Source organism: Novosphingobium sp. BF6 (assembly GCF_058273105.1).
Genome location: NZ_CM177776.1, coordinates 602,076 through 620,735 on the forward strand (window position 1 = coordinate 602,076; position 18,660 = coordinate 620,735).

Genomic DNA, 18,660 nt, shown 5'->3' on the forward strand with positions numbered 1-18,660 from the left:
CACGAAACGGGAAGTCGGCAGGCCAGCAAGCCATGGAAAGATCGGTGCGCCTTGCGAAGCCAGAGGCGGCGGAGGCAACCGGGGATCAGCATGGTCGGATTTTATAAGCCCCTTTCTCCCGTTGGGGCACCGACCGGCAAGGAGTTGGCCGGACAATCGGCCCTGTCACGAACAAGTGACGCGCAAAGACAAAGGCCCCGCAGCATGGGAGCTGCGGGGCCTTTGTCTTTAGCTGGTGGTCCTGCCGGGGCGGAGATCAGCCGCGCAAGTTGCGGCCGTGCTTTTCGTGGTGGCGCTTGACCCATCCAATGAAGGCCCGCTGCCAGTCAGCCGGCGTGCGTTCCGGAGCGGCATGGATCCATCGTTCGAATTCGGCGTGAAGGGCATGGAGATCCCAGCCCGGACAGGTCCGGCGCAGATAGTCCATGGTCTCATCGGTCATGAAGCCGCGTGTGGCCGCTTCCGAAAGGCCGATGACGGTCCGGCGAATGAGCTGGCTGGCATCGACGAACGGGCGCGCGGATGCTTCTTCGGCGGTGGGGGGCGTCCCCGGTTTCCCTGGGGAAACGCGGGCGGCATCCGGATCGGACGATGGGGCCTTTCGGGACACCGCACGGGTACGGGCAGGCTTGCGGGCCGGTTCCCTGGAAGCGGCCCGCGGTGACGAGAAGGCGCGTTCGACGGTCTCTTCGACCTCATCCTCGCTCGGCGGCAGCGCTGCTGGCAGGCCCTTCTCCGCTCCGCCCTTGCCGTCGATGCGGCGCATGCGGATCATCGGCTCGCCATCCCGCGCGGTTTCCAGCGAGAGCGTATAGCCGGGCAACTCGTCCTTCTCGACGAGCTTGAGCATCTCGAACTTGAAGCGGCGATATTGCCCTTCAGCACCGGATTTCTCGAAAAGCACGGGCATGGAGATGGCGAAACCGCCCTCCCCTGCCCCGCCCGCATGCTTGCGCGCGACTTTGTAGAGCCAGCGCTCGCGCCCGCCGGTAATGTTGAAATAGGCGCGGTCGATGGAGAGCACGCCGCCCTTCATCATCACGCCCTCCCAGAACCAGTTGGACAGTTCGATCGTCATCCCGCGTGAGCGTTCGGTGCGCTCGTCGACCAGCTGGGTCCAGCCATCGAGCCAGGAAAAGGTGGCTTCGCGGCGGTTTTCGGCGCGGATATTGGTCTTGATCGTCGTCGCGACGAGACGGTCAAGCGCCTGGCCCAGCAGCTCGTAGGCGCGTCCCGTGGTGGGGCGGCCGATCGCGCGGAGCAGGTCGTAAGGCATCAGGTGCAGCTTGCGCGGCACGTCGTTGACACCGCGCCGCGCCATGTCGGCGAGCATGCTGGCGCAGTAGATCAGGATGTCGGCATCCCAGATCGTGGCCATGCCGTAGTCGGGGTTGGCCGAGACATGGACCCAGAGCTTGTTGTCGGGGCTGGTATAGTCGATCGGCTTCACGCGCTTGGACTTGGCAAGGCTGAAGAAGGGGCGCTCCATCATCTCGCGCTGGTCGCGCAGCGGCAGGTCCGCGATATACGGAAGGAACAGGTCGAACTGTTCGGATCCTGTCTCTTTGCGTGGGCGACTCATTCTTGCGTTCCGAATTCAGGACGATGGACAGGACGACCCGAACACGGCGCTTCGCTGTTTCCCCGGGGAAACAAGAATCGACGGATTCGGGTGATTCTTGTCATCATGGCGGGCTGGCGGGGGCAGGGCAAACCGCCGGGAACCTTGCTTGTGCAGAACTTGTGCGTGATTTTCGGCCGTTTGGTGGTGGAAATGGGCGCGCGATTCCAGTGGGACAGGGCGCCGAGGGGAAACGGTGTGTTTCCCCGGGGAAACAGCCGAGGAGAAAAGGGGGAGGGGGACGGGGTGCGGATACGAAAAATGCAGGGGCCGAGACCCCTGCATTCGCGATTTCCAACATATGCCGGAGAAGGGAGCTGGCCTTATCCGTAAGGTCAGGTCTGAAGACCGCGGCCTTCCTCGTCTAGCTGGATGAGGAGGTTGCGCACGGCATTCAGCACTTCCTCCCGGTTCGCACCCGAACCGGAATGCAGGCGCAGCGTCACGCCCTGACGGTTGCTCGATTGAACCGAAGCCATTGGTCGACCATGGCGTGAAGGAATGAACATCGGTTCCGGCGAGGCGCGTTCCGCGTCGGGCGCGGCAAGGAGCGCCTTGAGCACGTCCGCCGCCGGGATCGACTGGCGACCGTCCGTGCGGCGGTTGACCTGTTCGCGGGCGAGGCGGCTTGCCTCCTTGCGGATGGCGGCGGCCTTGTCGCGGTCGTCGAGAAGCTGGGCGAGCGGATAGGCCGGCTTCAGCTGCACATCGGCGGGAGAGGCAAAAGCCGAGAGGACGGCGTCGGGGATCGCCGCCACCTTGAGCATCTTCGAGAGCCAGCCCTTGGAGAGCTTCAGCCGCTCGGCCATGCGGGTCATGTGGTTGCCGTAGTGGTCGCGAAGAGCCTGGGCATAGTTGCGCGCACGTTCAAGGTCGGACACGTCCTTGCGCGCGCGGTTCTCAAGATCGGCGAGGCGGAACGCTGCCTCGTCATCGAGCTGCGCGACTTGCGCCACGAACTGCAGGTCGGGATAGGAGTGACGGCGCAGCCAGGAGATCGACCAGTGACGGCGCGTACCGGCGATGACTTCGTAGTCATAGTCAGGATCGCCTTCGAGGCGGCGCACCACGGCCGGGACCTTCTGTCCGCCTTCGGCGACGATCGAATCGATCAGTTCCCGACAGGATTCTTCCGAGAGGTGGGCGTAGGAACGGGCATTGCCCGGCCAGACCTTCACGCGGGTCGGATCGAGCAGGAGCTGCGTGACCTGCCGCACTTCGCCGCTGGCGACACGGGCGAGGGCGCTCTCTCGTCCCAACAGGGTGGTGCCGCGCGTTCGCTCGGTACGGAGCCTGGGTTCGGTCGCCGGAGGCGGCGATACGCTTTCCTCGCTCGCGGCATCGGCGGCAGGCGCGATGTCGTCGTCAAGGTTCAGGTCGTCATCGGAAAGCAGCGCGGCGAGATAGTCTGATTGCTTGCGGGCCATGGCTTACCTCGAAGAAAGCTGGCGATTTTCGGGGCGAGAATCGGGCGAGAACATATGGCGAACAATATTCGTGTAGGAAAACGAAAATTCGCGTCCGTGGGGGGGCTTAGCCATTGACCAGCAAGTCCTCGTCCACGCGCTGCGAACGACCCCATCCGGTGCGGACGAGTTGTTCGATCTGGCCCATCGCCTCGTCGAGGTTGGCCTTGCAGCGCTTGTGCGTGCGGGGGGTGCCGATCGGCTTTTCCAGTTCGTATACCGTCATCATGCGCAGCGCGGCATGGCTGATCTCGGCGCTTTCGAGGATCGGTACGGGCAGCAGCGCCGGGCCGAAGGTCTGCTCCATGATGGTGCGGACCATCTCGTGGCTGGGGTCGTTGCCGTCGAATTTGGAGCAGATCAGGCGGACGAAGGAATAGTCCACGGAGATCCCCGCGCCGACCAGCTGTTCGAGCACCTGGTCCATCATCGAGAGGAACTGCACGGTCGAGCAGAAGTCCGGCGTCGTCGCCGCCAGCGGCACCAGCAGGGCGTTGGCCGCCTGCATGACCGCGAGGCTGATCGTGCCCAGCGCCGGCGGCGGATCGAGGATCACCACGTCATAGTCGCGCGCGAGGTCCATCAGGCCCTGCTTCAGCTTGCGGAAGCGCGCCGCCAGCACCGACTGGCCATCGGCACCGGCCGCGGCGAGTTCGTATTCGACGTCGAAGAGTTCGAGGTTCGACGGAATCAGATCGACATTCGGCCAGGGCGTGCGCTTGACGGCATAGAGCAGGTCGGCCTGGGTCGGGTCGATGGAGAGATAGGGGTAGAGCGTCTCTTCGCGGGTTATGTTGAAATGCGGGTTGAAGCCGAACAACGTCGTCGTCGTCGCCTGGCTGTCGCAATCCACCACCAGCACGCGGTAGCCCTGCACCGCGAAATAGTGGGCGAGGTGGGTGGTGACGGTCGATTTGCCGACGCCGCCCTTGAAGTTCTGCACGGCGATCATCGCCGGAACGTCCAGCGGCGCGCGCACGGGGGAGGCGCCCAGCACCTCGCGCATGTTCAGCATTTCCTCGACCGTATAGCCGAGCCTGCGGCCGTTGCCGGCGGCGGGGGGAGGGGGCAAGCGTCCGTCGTCCTCGGCCATGCGGATGCGATTCGTCGAGCATCCGAGCAGGGTTGCGGCTTCGGCGATTCCGAAGCGGACGTTCAGGCCCTTGCGGGTTTCCGGCAGGAACGCCTTGCGGCGCAGCCGTTCGATCATTTTCTCGCCGGCCTGGGCCATTTCCGAGATACGGTCGACTTGTGAATGCATGTCTCGCCTGCGCTAATATTTTGAACGATTTTGCAGGTATATGCATTTGGCGATGTTCAGTCGAGTGCCCGCACGAATAAAGGGACTTCAAGCTGTGGGTTGTCGACCGGTTGCGCCAGATCGAGCGCGGTCACGACCGATCTTCTTGGGCGAACCGGCGATCGCAACAAGTTGATTCAATTCCTGCTCCGCACGGGCAGTAACGATTCGGTCTTTATCATGGAGAGCCGTTGACCGTCTGCAAAATGCGGTTGAAGCGATAAGCAGGGTCAGGGGGCGCGAACGGTCTGAGGCCGGAGCAGCCGATATCGTGCCATGATATCCGGGACCCTGCAGGAACGCGCAAGTCCGACCGCCACTGCGCCAATGTTTCATGAATGCTCCGACTGCGGCGAGCCTGCGTCGCGCGGCTAATTTGTAGCCGAAACGACCTATATGCATTTTCCGAAGCATTTCCGTCCGATCGGTCGCGCCCTCGCGCTTCAGGAACCGTTTTGCGTGTCGGCTATCCGGTCAAACACTCCGTATTTTCACCGGCTCTGAAACGGATGATATGATAATAAAATCAACATTGTACGCGAACTTCCGCATCAAGCCGCTGCGCCGATCCGAATTATGCCACGAATTCGGCAAGGTTACCGATTTCTTGCTCCGCCCGCCGTTTCCCGATCCGGAAACAGCCCCTTGCGTATATTCGCGGGGACCACGCGGCGCCGCCATGCCTGCAATCTGGCCGTTATTGTCTCGAAGCAGCCGCTCTGGCTCCAGTTCGGGATGCTCGCCGAGTCCATGTCCTTCATCTTGCGGGGAAAGATCTTCCGATACCGCATCTCGAATACATTCATCAGGCGACTCTCGAACCATGAAGGCTTCGGCTATTTCTCCCTCTTTTTCGCGCATTCCGCGGCGCAAGGGCTTGTTGCGGAGCTGGGGCTTCCTGCTGGCCGGGCTGCTCCTGCAATCGGCGCCGTTCCCGTCGGCCCAGGCGCAAGTGGGCATTTCTTCGCCGCTCGCCCCGATCATCGACCGGGATCGCATCGACCGGCAGGACCCCAGCGTCCCCCGCGAACCGGCGCCTGCACAAGTGCCGCAGCCGCAGGCCCCGGTCGTGGCGACGACGCCCGCCGCGCCGTCTGGCGGGCCGGGCGTCGCGCTGACCAAGGTGCGCTATCAGGGTTCGACGCTTTCGCCCGCCTTGCTCGACAAGGCCGTTGCTCCGTTCATCGGCGCGCCGCTCAATCGGGACAATCTGCAGAAGATCGCCAATGCCGTCAGCACGACTTATGCCCAGAGCGACGTGGCCTTTTTCGCCGTATCGATCCCGCAGCAGGTGCCGACCGGTGGCGTGCTCACCGTCCAGGTCCTCGAAGGCCGGATCACCCAGTATGTGCTCGATGGAAAGACCCGCAGTACGCCGACGCGCCTGATCGACGGGCAATTGAAGCGCCTGATGCGCGAAACGCCGGCGCACAAGTCCACCATAGAACGCACGATCTCGCTCCTGCGCGACATCCCCGGACAGACCGTGCAGGCCAGCCTGAAGCAGACCCGCACCCCTGGTGAACTTGTGCTGGCCCTGAAAATCGATCGCAAGCAGGTCGACGTGACGCTGAACGTCAACAATAACGGCATCGTCAACGTCACGACCGGCGTACAGACCCAGCTCTCGGTCGCGGTAAACGGCGTGCTGCGCGAAGGCGACACCACGCGCTTCTCGGGCAACCTGCCGTTCAATCCGGACCGTTATCAGTTCTATTCGCTCAGCCACGCAACGCCGATCGGTTCGAACGGCACGACGCTGGGAGTCAGCGGCGCCTATGTCCGCACCAAGACGCGTGACCTCGATATCATCGGCGAGGCCAAGCAGGGCGGCATCGCGATCTCGCATCCGCTGATCCGCTCCTATCGCCGCAATCTGTCGCTCAGCCTCTCGCTCGATGGGACGAACAGCAACAACTACTTCCTCGATACGGCGTTTGGCGGCTTCAAGACCCGCGCGGTTCGCCTCGGCACGGTCTGGTCGTCGATCGACAAGACTGGCGGCTACGCCATTTCGACCAGTTTCAGCCAGGGTTTCAATGCTTTGGGTGCCCGCCCGATCGAGGGCTATTCGGAAGCCTCGTTCCGCAAGGTCAATGCGCAGCTTACCGCCGTGAAGGAAGTAACCAAGGCGATATCGCTGAAAGCGACGGTGCGTGGGCAGTATACGGGCGACAAGTTGCCGACCACCGAACGCTTCGCGCTTGGCGGTGAAGGCGCGGGCATGGCCTATCGCGTGGGTATCATCACGGCGGACAAGGCGGCGGCGGGCAGCCTCGAATTGTCATGGCGTGTCGCTGGAAAACCGGCAGGCGGAACGCGCGGCCTGACCGTTTTTGCCTATACCGACGCGGCACTGGCCCATAGCGCCGAACGACCGGCCTATCGACTTGCCGCTCAGGATTTTTCGCTGGCCACGGCAGGGGCGGGTATAAGGGTGACACCGATCAAAGGTTGGACGGCAAGTGCACAAATTGCTGTTCCTGTCAAGTCTCCGTCTGAATACTACAGCAAGAAAGCGCGCTTCTTCTTCAGTCTGAACAGAACAGTCTGATTGCGCTTTTGCGTGTACGCAAAATCCGGCGGTTTGCGGTCTCAGTCGAAGTCACCGACTTTTCTCTCAACTTTACGAAAATCTCACGTCGAAGGGGTGGGCGATGAAGAACGTTTGGGAAGTATGGACTAGCGCGTTCACCGATGCAGAGTGCGATGCGATCGTGAAACGCGCCGAAGGCTATGGCGAGCAGGATGCGACGATCGGCTTCTCTGGCAATTTGCGCAGCGATCTTGGCTATCGGACTTCGACCGTGCGCTGGCTTGATGCCGCGCGAGAGAAGGACATCGTGTCTCGTATTATGGATTTCGTGCGGCCGTCCAATCGGAACAACTTCGGTGTCGAGATCGAAGCGCCGTTCGAGCTTCAGTTCACGGAATATCGCGCAACGAACAAGGGACATTACGATTGGCATCAGGATGTCTGGCTGGAATCGATGCGGCCCTACGCGCGCAAGCTGTCCGTCGTCGTCCAGCTCTCGCATGCGCAGGACTACAAGGGTGGAGAGTTCGAATTCTTCGGGATCGCTCAGCCGGCCGAAAAGTTCGCGCCGCGCGGCAGCGTGCTGATCTTTCCGTCCTTCCTTCAGCACCGCGTTCTCCCGGTTCTCGATGGCACGCGGCGAAGTCTGGTAACTTGGGTCGAAGGCCCAAACTGGCGCTGACCGAAGACGGAAAATCGCAACTGGATCTGCCTGGAATCGTCTCTTGCCGGTGATCGGCGCTGCTTCGGCTTCGGTGCAATCAGCGAAAGTAGAAACAAGCTCGCGACGCGGCTATCGTCGCGGCGGGTCTGATCGCCGTGCAGGGCTCGCGCACGGCGCTTCGACTGTCCTCAACAGCGAGATCGCCGGATTGGGTTCGCGACTAGCGCAAGCCGCCGATTTTGAAAGAATAGGGATACTGCCGGAATGGCGGCATTAGGCATTCAAAACGAACATAGTTTAACGCGGCCCCGACGTGAAGGGTCGGTATGAAGGTCGCTCGGTTGCATGAAGCGGAGGGATAGATGGCCGGGTTTGTACGAGACATTCTGACGACGCTCTCCTACGAACCCCATGCTGCCGAACCTTTGGGCGTGGACGGGGAAGCGCTTTCGCGGCTCGATCAGCGGCTCGCCGGTTTCACGCAAGGCAGCGCGCGGGCGCGCACGGCCATCTCGATCCGTCCTTCGGATTGCAGCGTATGGGACGGAAACCCGCGTGACGTACCGGGGCTTTCGGCGGAAAGTTGCCGGTCGCTTATCGAATCCATTGCGCAGGAGGATGGGAATCGCATTCCCGTGCTCGTCCGTCGCAATCCCCCCGGAGCCGACTGTCCCTATCAGCTTCTGGTCGGCAGTCGGCGCCGCTTCTCGGTCGATTGGCTGAACCACAATGGCCGCCCCGAAATCAGGCTGACGGCGCTGATCGTCGATCTCACCGATGAGGAAGCCTTCCGCCTCGCGGATATCGAGAACCGCGAGCGAGAGGATATTACCGAACTCGATCGCGCACGCAGTTACCAGAACGCTGTCGATCGTTTCTACGGCGGTGTCCAGTCGCGCATGGCTGAGGCCCTGAACTTGTCCAACAGCCAGTTGAGCCGTCTGCTCGCCTTGGCGCAGATGCCCGATGAGGTCGTCAATGCCTTTGCCACGCGCGACGAACTACGCGTGCGCCATTCCGAAGTCCTGACGCCCTTGTTGCGCCGCCCCGAGCAGCGCGAACGTTTGCTCGTGACCGCTCGGGAAGTCGGAGAAGAGCAACAGCGGCTTGCCGCCATGGGTGAGCGCATGATTCCTGCGGCAACAGTCCTTGCCAGGCTCAAGGATGCGACCCGGGACAACGACATCAGGCGCGGCAACGAGACTCCTTTGATTCTGGGCGAGACGCGTGTCGGCCGTATCCGAACCGGGCGCGAGGGGCTGGCGGTCGATCTTCTCGTGACCGAGGATACGGATATCGATGCTCTCCTGGGCACCCTGCGTACAGCGTTGATCGACAATCGCCGCCAGATTGCGATCGAGAGCGAGGCGTTGATCTGATCACGGCATTGCCGTGTCGATCGTGTTTCCCTGAACTTCGCCAATCCAGAACAGCCTGGTTTCCGTCACGCGATTCTTGGCGGCGATCGATCGGCAATCATGCGCTTCTTGAGCTGCAATCATACTCGCTCCGGTTCTAAAGCGCCTGTTGCGCCTTGCTGTCGGCTTGCGCGGAAACCCTCGCTTATCTGCGTAACGAATGCGGCGTGAACCTGGGTTTGCGCGAGAAATCGGCGTGGAAGTGGACTTCGTGCCTTACGTTTTCCGGCTTTCCCGCAATCCCGACAAGCCAAAGACATGGTGAGCGATCGGGCGGTGCCCGGTCGGTTCCTTCTCGCCGCGAAGTGTCTCCGAGGAGTGCCTAGGCTTCCAGCCAGTGGGCATTTTCATGGAGGTTACCACGATGCTGCGTCAACAAAGCGGTCGATCGACCAGGCACTTGCTGCTCTGCGCGACAGCGATTCCGTTGCTCCTGCTGGGAGCTTGCGCCGACGGTGTCGGTTTCAGGGTCGGTGCAGGCGGCGGCGGTTCGCCCTCCGGCCCTAGCGGCCCGACAGGTCCTTCCAGTCCGAGTGGGCCGTCGGGTCCCAGTGGTCCCAGTGGTCCCTCTGGGCCTTCCGATCCCAGTGGGCCGACAGGACCCACAGGCCCGACGGGACCCACGGGGCCGACAGGTCCAACTGGACCTACCGGACCGAGCAATCCAAGCGGCCCGACTGGCCCGACTGGCCCGACTGGCCCGACTGGCCCGACTGGCCCGACTGGCCCGACTGGCCCGACTGGACCTACGGGTCCGACAGGTCCCACCGGTCCGACAGGTCCCACCGGTCCGACAGGTCCCACGGGACCCACCGGCCCGACGAATCCCACCGATCCGAGCGGTTCCGGCAATTTCACGGGTCCCCTCGCCGGTGTGAATGTCGGCAACGGCAGCCTTCTCGGACAAAGCGGATCGGGCACCCTGATCGATGTCAACGTAGCCCCTGATACGGCTTCGACCGGCAGCACCGGCATCGCCGTCGATTTGCTGACCGGGGACGGGAAGGCCGTTCAGGTCACTCTCCCGACAACGGCCGGGCAGACGCAGCAGGCGCTGGCGCCGGTCGGGGCGCTTACCGGCGCGCTGCTCGGTGACCAGGTCGGGGGCACCGTGACGCAGCTGACCAACGGTCTCGCACCGACCGTAGCGACGCTCACCTCGACGGTGAATGGCGTGACTTCGCCGTTGCTCGACACGGTGAACGGCGTGCTTTCGCCGGTGCTTGGCGAGACCGGATTGCTGGCGCCCATCACGGGCCAGCTTGGCGGGCTTGTCGAAGGGCTGACCGGCAGTCTCGGCGGTGGCAGTAGCGATCCGGCGCGAACCTACGACGGACCGCTATTGGGTCTCGACCTCGGCAACAACGTCCTGACCGGGGCCAGCACGGGTGACACGGCGATCGGCCTCAACGTCCTGTCGGATGGCGCAGGTACCACCGGCAAGCTCGTGACGGCGAGCGTCCTGTCCGGTGGCAATATCGTCGATGTCGCCTTGCCGACGACGGCCGAAGGTATCGCCGCCGGTCTCGCGCCGGTGGGCAATCTTGCCGGAGCGCTGCTGGGCGAGCAGGCCGGCACGGTCGTGGACCAGTTGACGGGTGGTCTCGCACCGGTCGTCGCGCCGGTTACGGCGGTCGTGGACAGCGTCGCCTCGCCGCTGCTCGATACGGTCAATGGAACGCTGGGCGGCATCGTCGGCAATGTCACCGGTGGTCTTGGTGCGGGGACGGGAGGGGCCGGATCGGTCCTTGGCCCCGTCACCGGTGTGGTCGGCGGCCTGACCGGGGGACTCACGGGCGGAACGGCAGACGGCGGCGTTCTCGCGCCGGTCACGGGTCTTGTCCAAGGACTCGTGGGCGGTACTACGGGAACCGGCGCCGGCTCCATCCTCGCGCCGGTGACCGGGGCGGTCGATACGCTGCTGAGCGGCGCCAATCAGGGCGGCGCTCTCGCGCCGGTCACGGAAGTCGTTCAAGGCGTCGTCGGCGGTCTGACCGGGGGAACGGGCAACGGCGCGACAAGCGCTGTCGGTTCCGTGCTCGCGCCGGTGACCGGCCTCGTCGGGGGCCTGCTGGGGGGACTGAGCGGACGCACCAACTGATCGTCATGCGTGCCCGGCGCCCCACAACCCCATGGCCGGGCACGCGGCAGACCCCCGTCTCCTGAACGAAGACCTCCTGAGCCAGGGAGGTGGGGGAGAAGAGGCAGTCCCGGAGACGGGGCTGCCTCTTCGTTTTTGGGGCAGTGGCCGGAGATATGGGCCAAGGAAGGCGATCGGCGGCCCCGTCGCTCCCTAAGAATGCGCCGGAACGAGTATTTAACCAAGGCCTCACTTTTCTGCGCCGTTCCCAGGGCTTCACCGCGATGGAGGGGGTGAAAATCGGCGGTTTTGCTCGCCATTCCGGCCTTTTGCGTGTTCCTTGCCGCCTTGTTCGGGTTTCTTCCGGGTTAAGGCCCTGCATCCATCCGCGCTTGTACCCGCACCGCGATCCGACATGGCCGGGGCGGCTCCTTCTGAACGCGGCGCGGGGCGCGGCTCGCCCTATCATTTCTCCAACGGGCCGTTCGCGGCGACACCACGTTGGAGAAGACCCAATGCCGATCCTTCGCTATTCCCGGTTCAAGCGGCACGCCCTCCTGGCGACGACCACGATCCCCCTGCTGCTGGTTGCGGCCTGCTCGGGCGGTGCCGGTTTTCAGGCAAGCAACCCCTCGGGGCCGAACAGCCCGAGTCCGAGCGGACCCAGCCCCAGCAGCCCCAGTGGCCCCACCCCGTCCGGGCCGAGCGGTCCCGGACCCAGCGGCCCCAGCGGACCGGGGCCAAGCGGTCCTTCCGATCCGAGCGGCACGACCACCAGCTTCACCGGGCCGGCCGCAGGCATCTCGGTCGGCGGCACCGACCTTCTCGGCCAGAGCGGTTCCGGTACGCTGGTTAATATCAATGTGACGCCGGACAAGGCCACTACCGATGCCGGCGGCATCACGGTCGATGTCCTGACCGGTGACGGCAAGGTCGTTCAGGTCACTCTGCCGACCACTGCGGAGCAGACCAAGCAGGCGCTGGCGCCGGTCGGCGCGCTCACCGGCGCGCTGCTCGGCGAGCAGGTTGGCGGCACGGTGACGCAACTGACCGACGGCCTCGCGCCCACGGTCGTCACGGTTACCTCGACGGTCGGCAGTGTGACTTCGCCGCTGCTCGATACGGTCAATGGCGTACTGTCGCCGATCGCGGGTGAAAGCGGCGTGCTCGCGCCTGTCACCGGCCAGCTCGGCGGACTGGTGGAAGGGCTGACCGGTGCCTTGGGCAGCGGTGGTTCCGGACCGGCCCGCACCTATGAAGGCCCGCTGCTGGGCGTTGATCTCGGCAACAACGCCGTGACCGGCCCGAGCAACGGCGACACGGTGATCGGCCTCAATGTGCTGGCCGAAAATCCGGGTCTGGCCACCGGGCAACTGGTGACGGCTAACGTCCTGTCCGACGGCAAGGTGATTGACGTCGCCTTGCCGACGACGACGGAAGGCATCGCGACCGGACTGGCACCGGTGGGCAACCTTGCCGGAGCGCTACTGGGCGAGCAGGTCGGCGGGGTGGTCGATCAGGTGACGGGCGGCGTGGCTCCGGTCGTCGCACCGGTCACGGCGACGGTTGCGGCCGTGACCACGCCTTTGCTCGATACCGTGAACGGCACGCTGGGGCAGGTGACCGGCAGTCTGACGCCCGGCGGCCTCGGGGCTGGCGGTCTGGGTGATGCCGGTTCGGTTCTGGCGCCGGTGACCGGCCTCGTCGAGGGGGTTGTTGGAAGTCTGGGCGGCGTAGCGTCGGGGGGCGGTGGAGCCGGTTCGGCGCTGGCACCCGTCACCGGCCTTGTCGAAGGACTGGTTGGAGGTCTGACTTCGGGTGCTCCGGGCGGAACCACGGGCGGCGGGACCGCCGGTTCGGTTCTGGCGCCGGTGACCGGAGCCGTCACCTCGCTTGTGGGCGGCCTCACCGGCGAAGGTTCGGGAACAGCCGGGGGACTGCTTGGAGGTCTGCTCGGCGGCAAAGCCGGCAATTGATCCTTCCAGGCCGGTGCGGGGATCTTGCCCGCACCGGTCCTTCCTTATCCCTTCTTCCCGGATGTCACCGATGATCGACCTCGCCCGGATCAATCCTCCGAACCGTTGCCGCAATTATCTGCTCGTCGTGCGGCTCGACAATGCCCGCGCCATTGCCGCGGCCTATGGCGAAGTGGCGGTGAATGCGGCCATGGCGCATTTGCGCGCCGCCGCTGCGAGCTTCGATCCGGTCGAAGTTCGTGCGGTCCACGGCGACGAGATGATCTTGCTCGGCCATGCGGCCATGCTGGAACCCGATTTCGTCTGCGCGCGGATCGAGGCGTTCTGCACCCAGGTCTGCCTGAACCCGGTGCCGAGCGAGGCCGGTGCGATCCTGCTGTCGGTCTCGGTCGGGCACAGCGATCCCGTTTCCGGCGATCTGAACGATGCATCGGCATTGGCCGAGGCCCGTGCGCGGCTGGCGTGCGTGGCGACTCCTGCGGCGGCGGCCGATCCCGCAACGGCGCAGGGGCAGGCGTGCTACCGCGCCGATATGGCGCGCGCCGTGCGCCTGCTGGCGCAAGACGCGAATGGTGAGACCTTCTTCGCCTGGCGCCCGATCTTCGACCCGCGCAGCCCGGAGCGCGTACTCCAGCACGAAGCCCTGTTGCGCTATGCGGGAGAACAGGGCGAGCAGTTCGACTGCCGCGCTGCCTATGAGGCGCTGGAGCGGCTGGGCCTTGCCCATCTGCTCGATCGCCATCTGGTACTGCGTCTACTGGACGAACTGGAGGCCGATCCGCACGCGCGTCTGTCGATCGCGATTTCATCGCAGAGCCTGTCGTTCGATCTTGGCGGTCACGATGCCGCCTGGACGGATTTTCTCGCCAGGCTTGAACGCAATCCGGCGCTGGCCGAACGGCTGACCCTCGAATTTCATGAGGTGGCCGCCTGCCGATTCTGGCCGGGAACGCTGACGTTTCTCCATACCTTGCGCGAATTGGGGGTCGGACTGGGGCTCTACGGCTTCGGTTCGGGCCATGCTTCGGTGCGGCAGCTGGCGGTATTACGGCCGAACTTCGTCAAGCTGGACAGTGCCTTCCTGCGCACGGCCTTCCTGTCCGAGCGTAACCGCGCCCGGATCGGGCAGCTTTTTGCGCAAGCGCAAAGCCTTTGCGACCGGATCGTCCTGACCGGCGTCGAAACTCCGGCGCAGATCCGGCTTGCCGTCGAGGAGGGGGCCGAATGGGTTACCGGCGCGCGGATGGGCCGGGTCAGCACACGGCGAGCCTGGACGCATTTACAGGCATCCGCAGGCGACTGTGCCCCGGCTTTTCGAACGCCCGCGGAGTCGCCCGCACCCGCCGTTCCGGTCGCTTTCACGCCGATGCGGATGTGGCAGAGCCCTGTTTTCTGATCGCCTCGATTGACACGGCACCGGCGAAGTGCCGGGCCGATCGCAATGGAAAACCGAAAGAAGGAAAGGAAGCCGAGATGACGAACGACAAGGTCCAGCACGCCCGTGAACTCCTGCGCATCGCGCTGGACATGCTCGACGAAAGCGAAGCCCTGGTGAGCGGAGCGCTCGTGGCGGGCGCACTGGAGTCTCTGGGAGAAGCGCCGCGCGTAGAGGTCATGGCCCTGGCGATCGAACGCGGACGTCCGGCCATTTCCGCTGTGCGGAGCTGTGCGTGAACGGTGAAATGAACGGGGGTAGCCAAGGCCTTCCTGCCCGCTTCGAACGCGATGCGCGATCGAGCCTGCCGCGTTTCAGCCTGGTGCTGGGCACGCAGGTCAATGCCGAGGGCAGGGAAGCGGACGCGGTGGTCCACAACCTTTCGCAGGAGGGGTTGCTCGTCGAATGCGACATCGATCTCGGCGTGGGAGATCCGATCGAAATTGACCTCTCGGCGGAGCACCGGGTGTGCGCACGGGTCATTTGGCATAACGAGAGCTTCTACGGGTGCCGCTTCGAGACGCCGATCTCCGCGGCCTTGCTCGGCGCAGCCCGGTTACGGGCAGCGCCGCTCAGCCACGATGCGGTGGAGGAAGACCATGCTCCCTCCGGATCGGCGGAAACCGGAAGCGCCGTCGATGCGGAAGCGCAGGAATCGCTCGCCCGCCGTCTGCGGCGGCTGCGCAAGGAGAACGGCCTCAGCCAGGGCGACCTGGCCGATCGCATCGGTGTCAGCAAGCCCACCGTCTGGGCCTGGGAGCACGGCCGCGCCCGCCCGCAGGATGTGCGACTGAAAGTTATTGCCGATGCTCTGGGAACCACAATTGAGGAACTGGACGGGCTGCCGCGGACAGACAATCTGGCGTTCCTGATGGCGCAATATCGCGACCAGATTGCTGCGCATTTTCACGTCACACCAGCGAAGGTGAAGATCGTCATCGAGTTCTGATTTTATCCGCTATCCGATTTTTTCTTGCATCCGGAACGGCTTGCCTCAATTCTAATTTCACCGGACATTCATTTATTGATAATGTCGTCTCGTTATAGGAGTAACGAGATCCAGTGGCGGCTGGGGGCGGGCGTCGCACGGAGGAACGGCAAAGGATGCGAGACGATCAGGCCAGGGTACTTGTTCTCGATGATTTTTCGGCCATCGTCGATGAGCTGCTGACGCTCATGTCGCTTCACGGCATTCCGGGGGTCGGCGCCGCCAACCTGACCGAGGCCGTGGACATGCTGGAGAAGCATGCTGCCGTCAGCGTAGTGGCCTGCGATCTGCGGCTCGACCGGGAATCGGGCCTCGATATCATTTCGCGCATCCGTCACCATCCGGAACTGGCGAAGCGCCCGTTCGAATATGTGTTCATCACCGGCGATCAGATGCGCGAGGATCTCGTCGCCGATACCGCGCGCTACACGTTCCTGACCAAGCCCGTTCAGCCGCAGATGCTGATCGGTACGATCAGGCAGATGCTTGCGAACGGTGTCGGTGCGTGAGCGGGGATCTTGCCGAAGCGACCGGAACGGCCGGTCTGGTCGAAGTGCTTCGCCGGCATGTCGGCTTGCGGGTCGTCAGCGATCTGAGGCTGGACGCGGCCGCGAAGACGATCCTGTTCCGTAGCGAGAATGCGCAGGACGACGAGCAGCCCCAGGCAGTGGCCATCCATTCCGAGGATACTCGGCGCCTTGCCGCGCTGGCCGGCCGCTCGGACGTGGCCACGGACCTGCGCACCGATGACGGCGCCACGCTCAGTCTGATCCTGCAGGGCAATCTCGGCGGTACGCATTGGGGCAGCGCCGTGTTGCTGAATGCGCCGCCGCCGCGCCGCGAGCACCATGAACTGGCCGAGCGCGCCCGTATGGCGGACCTTGGCGAGCGGGCGCTGACCCTTGCCCATGAATTGCGACAGCCGTTGTTCACGATCTCGATGGCGAACGAGAGCCTGCGGTTGATGCTCGACCGGCCCGACACCACGCGCTCCCGGCTTCAGACCACGGCCTTGCGGATCGCCGAGCAGGTCCTGCGGGCACAGGCGATCATCAAGCGCACGCTCGGCCAGGCAGCGGATGAGAAGATCGTCGGCCGGCGCACCGACGTCATGGAAGTGGCTGCGAGTGCGGTTGAGTTTCTGGAAGTCCTGTTCGAGCGGGCGGAGATCGCCGTGCAGCTCGATGCCGCGGGTCTGTCTGCCTTCGTGCAGCTGGCGCGGCTGGAAATGGAGCAGGTCTTCGTCAATGTCCTGCGCAATGCGGCCGACAGTATCCAGTCTCGCCGGATGGGGGGATGGAAGGGCGAGGGCCTGATCACGATTGCGCTGGAACGTGCGCCGGGGGGCGTGCGCTGCGTGGTGACGGATAATGGCGCGGGCCTTGCCGCCGATCTCGAACGGCTCGCGTTCGAGCCGTTCTTCACCACCAAGGGGCAGGACGGTACCGGTCTCGGCCTCCATATCTGCCGCCAGATCATGGAGAAGGCGCAAGGTGGGATTCGGCTCGTTTCCAACCACGGCGAAGGGGCCAGGGTAGAGATCTGCCTGCCTGCGGCCGCAGGCGGCTGCGCGGCGTCAGATGTCGTCGCGGCCTAGACGGATGACGAAGCGGGTCGGCTGACGGGTGCGCTGAAGCGAGCGGAAATCGCCACCCGCCTCGATGGCGACCTGCTCGACCAGCCAGAGAGTGGCATGGTCGAGTTTGCGACCGGGGGCGGGGGCTCCGTTCTCGTCGATGCATTGCACGGTCACGACGACATGGGCCGGGGTCATCGCGGCGCGAAGCAGGACCGTGCCTTTCAGCTTCTGCTCACCCCCATGCCCATTGGCGTATCCGTTGACGGGGCCGGAAACCGGACCGATGAAACTGCCGAAAGCGTTGAGGAGAGCGGCCACCGCCATCATCTCCAGCGCGCCGTGGTGCTCTGGCAGCAGATGTTCGAGGGCGTTGCCATCGATTTCCACCGAGACCCCATGGTGTCGGACATGGGACTTGGTGGCTGCCACCGCGCGCTCCAGCGCGCTGCGCACGCTCAGCGCGGCATGCTCTTTGTCGCCATCGCGGCCGAACCAGCGGAACAGGCTGAGAATGAAGGCTGCCGCTTCGGTATGTGAGGAGATTCGCGCGACCCGGTCCAGCAACTGCTTGCGGCTTTCCTCGCCGATGTCGAGCTGCTCGACGATATAGCGCATGTTGCCGTTGGCCATGGATATCACGTTCAGCGGCTGTGCGAGGTCGTGAAGCATGCCGGCGGTGACACGCCCCAGCAGCAGATCGCGGGTGACCGGGACAAGGCCGTTTTCTCCCCAGGCCAGCAGGCGGGCATCGACCATCGCCAGATGGCGGGCCAGCCCGGCACCGAGAAATGCGGCGCTAAGAGAACTGATGAAGATCGCCAGAGTCTGCGGCGTGCCTTTCAGCAGGAACACGCCGATCAGGCTGCCGGTTGCCGCGAGCAGGGCGAAGACCCAGGTCCATCGCGGAGCGCGGAGCAGTATCGAGACAAGGCTGCGCGGGAGGAATCCGGCGCAGCCGACCAGCAACAGCAGGGTCCAGTAGGCGGGAGACGCGGCGGCTTGCGGCAGAAGATACAGGCCGAGCGCCAGCGCGGCGGTGACGAGTGCGGCCTTGAACGTCTTGTGGAGAACGAACAGCGCACCGGCTGCGGCGGCGCCGATCACTCCGGCGGCTGGTGCCTGCGCCGATGTCAGTCCCAGCGCCAGCGCGCTGAAGGCAATGGCGCCGGGATAGAAACGGGTGCCGTCTTCCCAGGCACGCAGCCGCATGGCGAGTCCGGCGGGCAGGGCGGAATGGCGGGATGCGACGGCCTCGCTCGTCGGTACATCCTGATGGAGCGTCGGCGCGGTCTCTGCCGTGGTGCCCGGCGATGGGACGAAGTCGACGACGTTATTGTTGAACGCTTGCATATTCATTTTGCCCCGGCCCGCCTGGACGAGAAATACCCGCCTCCCGATTCCGGGCCGACGTCGATGATTGCGAAGGGGCCTCCGCTTCGCAACCGCGAAATAAACCTGATAGAACCTATCCTGCGTCGTAAGTAAATCGACTAACAGAGCGGCTCCTTCATGATTGTTCAAGCCACTTTCAAAACGTTAATCCAACGATAACTGCGGGAACGGAGCGACCTAGGCGCTTTCAGAGACAACGTCGATA

The 18,660-nt window shown here is 64.3% G+C and carries 15 protein-coding genes; 10 read left to right on the forward strand and 5 right to left on the reverse strand.

Translation table 11 applies throughout. The features are described from left to right. Positions 1-256: 256 nt before the first annotated feature. From AC4D6D_RS18030 to AC4D6D_RS18045, 4 genes are all read right to left on the reverse strand, one after another. Positions 257-1,582 (reverse strand): replication initiator protein A, encoded by a 1,326-nt coding sequence (locus AC4D6D_RS18030; RefSeq protein WP_491328425.1) that lies wholly within the window; start codon positions 1,580-1,582, stop codon positions 257-259. 374 nt (positions 1,583-1,956) lie between these two features. Next, positions 1,957-3,048, reverse strand: coding sequence for a ParB/RepB/Spo0J family partition protein (locus AC4D6D_RS18035; RefSeq protein WP_491328426.1), 1,092 nt, complete (start codon positions 3,046-3,048; stop codon positions 1,957-1,959). A 106-nt stretch (positions 3,049-3,154) separates the two neighbouring features. Then, positions 3,155-4,348 carry an AAA family ATPase gene (locus AC4D6D_RS18040; RefSeq protein ID WP_147221790.1) on the reverse strand — a complete coding sequence of 398 codons (1,194 nt, stop codon included), beginning with the start codon at positions 4,346-4,348 and terminating at the stop codon, positions 3,155-3,157. A 513-nt stretch (positions 4,349-4,861) separates the two neighbouring features. Then, positions 4,862-5,248, reverse strand: coding sequence for a hypothetical protein (locus AC4D6D_RS18045; RefSeq protein WP_491328427.1), 387 nt, complete (start codon positions 5,246-5,248; stop codon positions 4,862-4,864). A gap of 16 nt (positions 5,249-5,264) precedes the next feature. Here AC4D6D_RS18045 and AC4D6D_RS18050 point away from each other — a divergent pair, with 16 nt between their 5' ends. From AC4D6D_RS18050 to AC4D6D_RS18095, 10 genes are all read left to right on the forward strand, one after another. Continuing rightward, positions 5,265-6,941 (forward strand): ShlB/FhaC/HecB family hemolysin secretion/activation protein, encoded by a 1,677-nt coding sequence (locus tag AC4D6D_RS18050; protein WP_491328428.1) that lies wholly within the window; start codon positions 5,265-5,267, stop codon positions 6,939-6,941. A gap of 163 nt (positions 6,942-7,104) precedes the next feature. After that, entirely contained in the window at positions 7,105-7,605 is a 501-nt protein-coding gene (locus AC4D6D_RS18055) for a 2OG-Fe(II) oxygenase (protein ID WP_491328429.1), read from the forward strand. Between the two features lie 344 nt (positions 7,606-7,949). Continuing rightward, positions 7,950-8,966: a ParB/RepB/Spo0J family partition protein gene (locus AC4D6D_RS18060; RefSeq protein WP_491328430.1), complete on the forward strand. Its 1,017-nt coding sequence runs from the start codon at positions 7,950-7,952 to the stop codon at positions 8,964-8,966. Between the two features lie 913 nt (positions 8,967-9,879). Next, complete coding sequence (locus AC4D6D_RS18065) at positions 9,880-11,106, forward strand: hypothetical protein (protein WP_491328431.1); 1,227 nt, start codon at positions 9,880-9,882, stop codon at positions 11,104-11,106. A 494-nt stretch (positions 11,107-11,600) separates the two neighbouring features. Further along, positions 11,601-13,061 carry a hypothetical protein gene (locus AC4D6D_RS18070; RefSeq protein WP_491328432.1) on the forward strand — a complete coding sequence of 487 codons (1,461 nt, stop codon included), beginning with the start codon at positions 11,601-11,603 and terminating at the stop codon, positions 13,059-13,061. A 61-nt stretch (positions 13,062-13,122) separates the two neighbouring features. Continuing rightward, positions 13,123-14,457: an EAL domain-containing protein gene (locus AC4D6D_RS18075; RefSeq protein ID WP_491328433.1), complete on the forward strand. Its 1,335-nt coding sequence runs from the start codon at positions 13,123-13,125 to the stop codon at positions 14,455-14,457. Between the two features lie 77 nt (positions 14,458-14,534). After that, a complete protein-coding gene (locus AC4D6D_RS18080; protein WP_491328434.1) occupies positions 14,535-14,735 on the forward strand; it encodes a hypothetical protein in 201 nt (66 codons plus the stop codon). Between the two features lie 8 nt (positions 14,736-14,743). Then, positions 14,744-15,445 (forward strand): helix-turn-helix domain-containing protein, encoded by a 702-nt coding sequence (locus AC4D6D_RS18085; RefSeq protein WP_491328435.1) that lies wholly within the window; start codon positions 14,744-14,746, stop codon positions 15,443-15,445. Positions 15,446-15,600: 155 nt separating this feature from the next. After that, entirely contained in the window at positions 15,601-15,993 is a 393-nt protein-coding gene (locus AC4D6D_RS18090) for a response regulator (protein WP_491328436.1), read from the forward strand. Continuing rightward, a complete protein-coding gene (locus AC4D6D_RS18095; RefSeq protein WP_491328437.1) occupies positions 15,990-17,081 on the forward strand; it encodes a sensor histidine kinase in 1,092 nt (363 codons plus the stop codon). The genes AC4D6D_RS18090 and AC4D6D_RS18095 overlap by 4 nt, the downstream gene beginning before the upstream one ends. On the opposite strand, the gene AC4D6D_RS18100 is transcribed toward AC4D6D_RS18095, so the two are convergent. Then, complete coding sequence (locus AC4D6D_RS18100) at positions 17,061-18,419, reverse strand: sensor histidine kinase (RefSeq protein ID WP_491328438.1); 1,359 nt, start codon at positions 18,417-18,419, stop codon at positions 17,061-17,063. The genes AC4D6D_RS18095 and AC4D6D_RS18100 overlap by 21 nt on opposite strands. Positions 18,420-18,660: the final 241 nt, after the last annotated feature.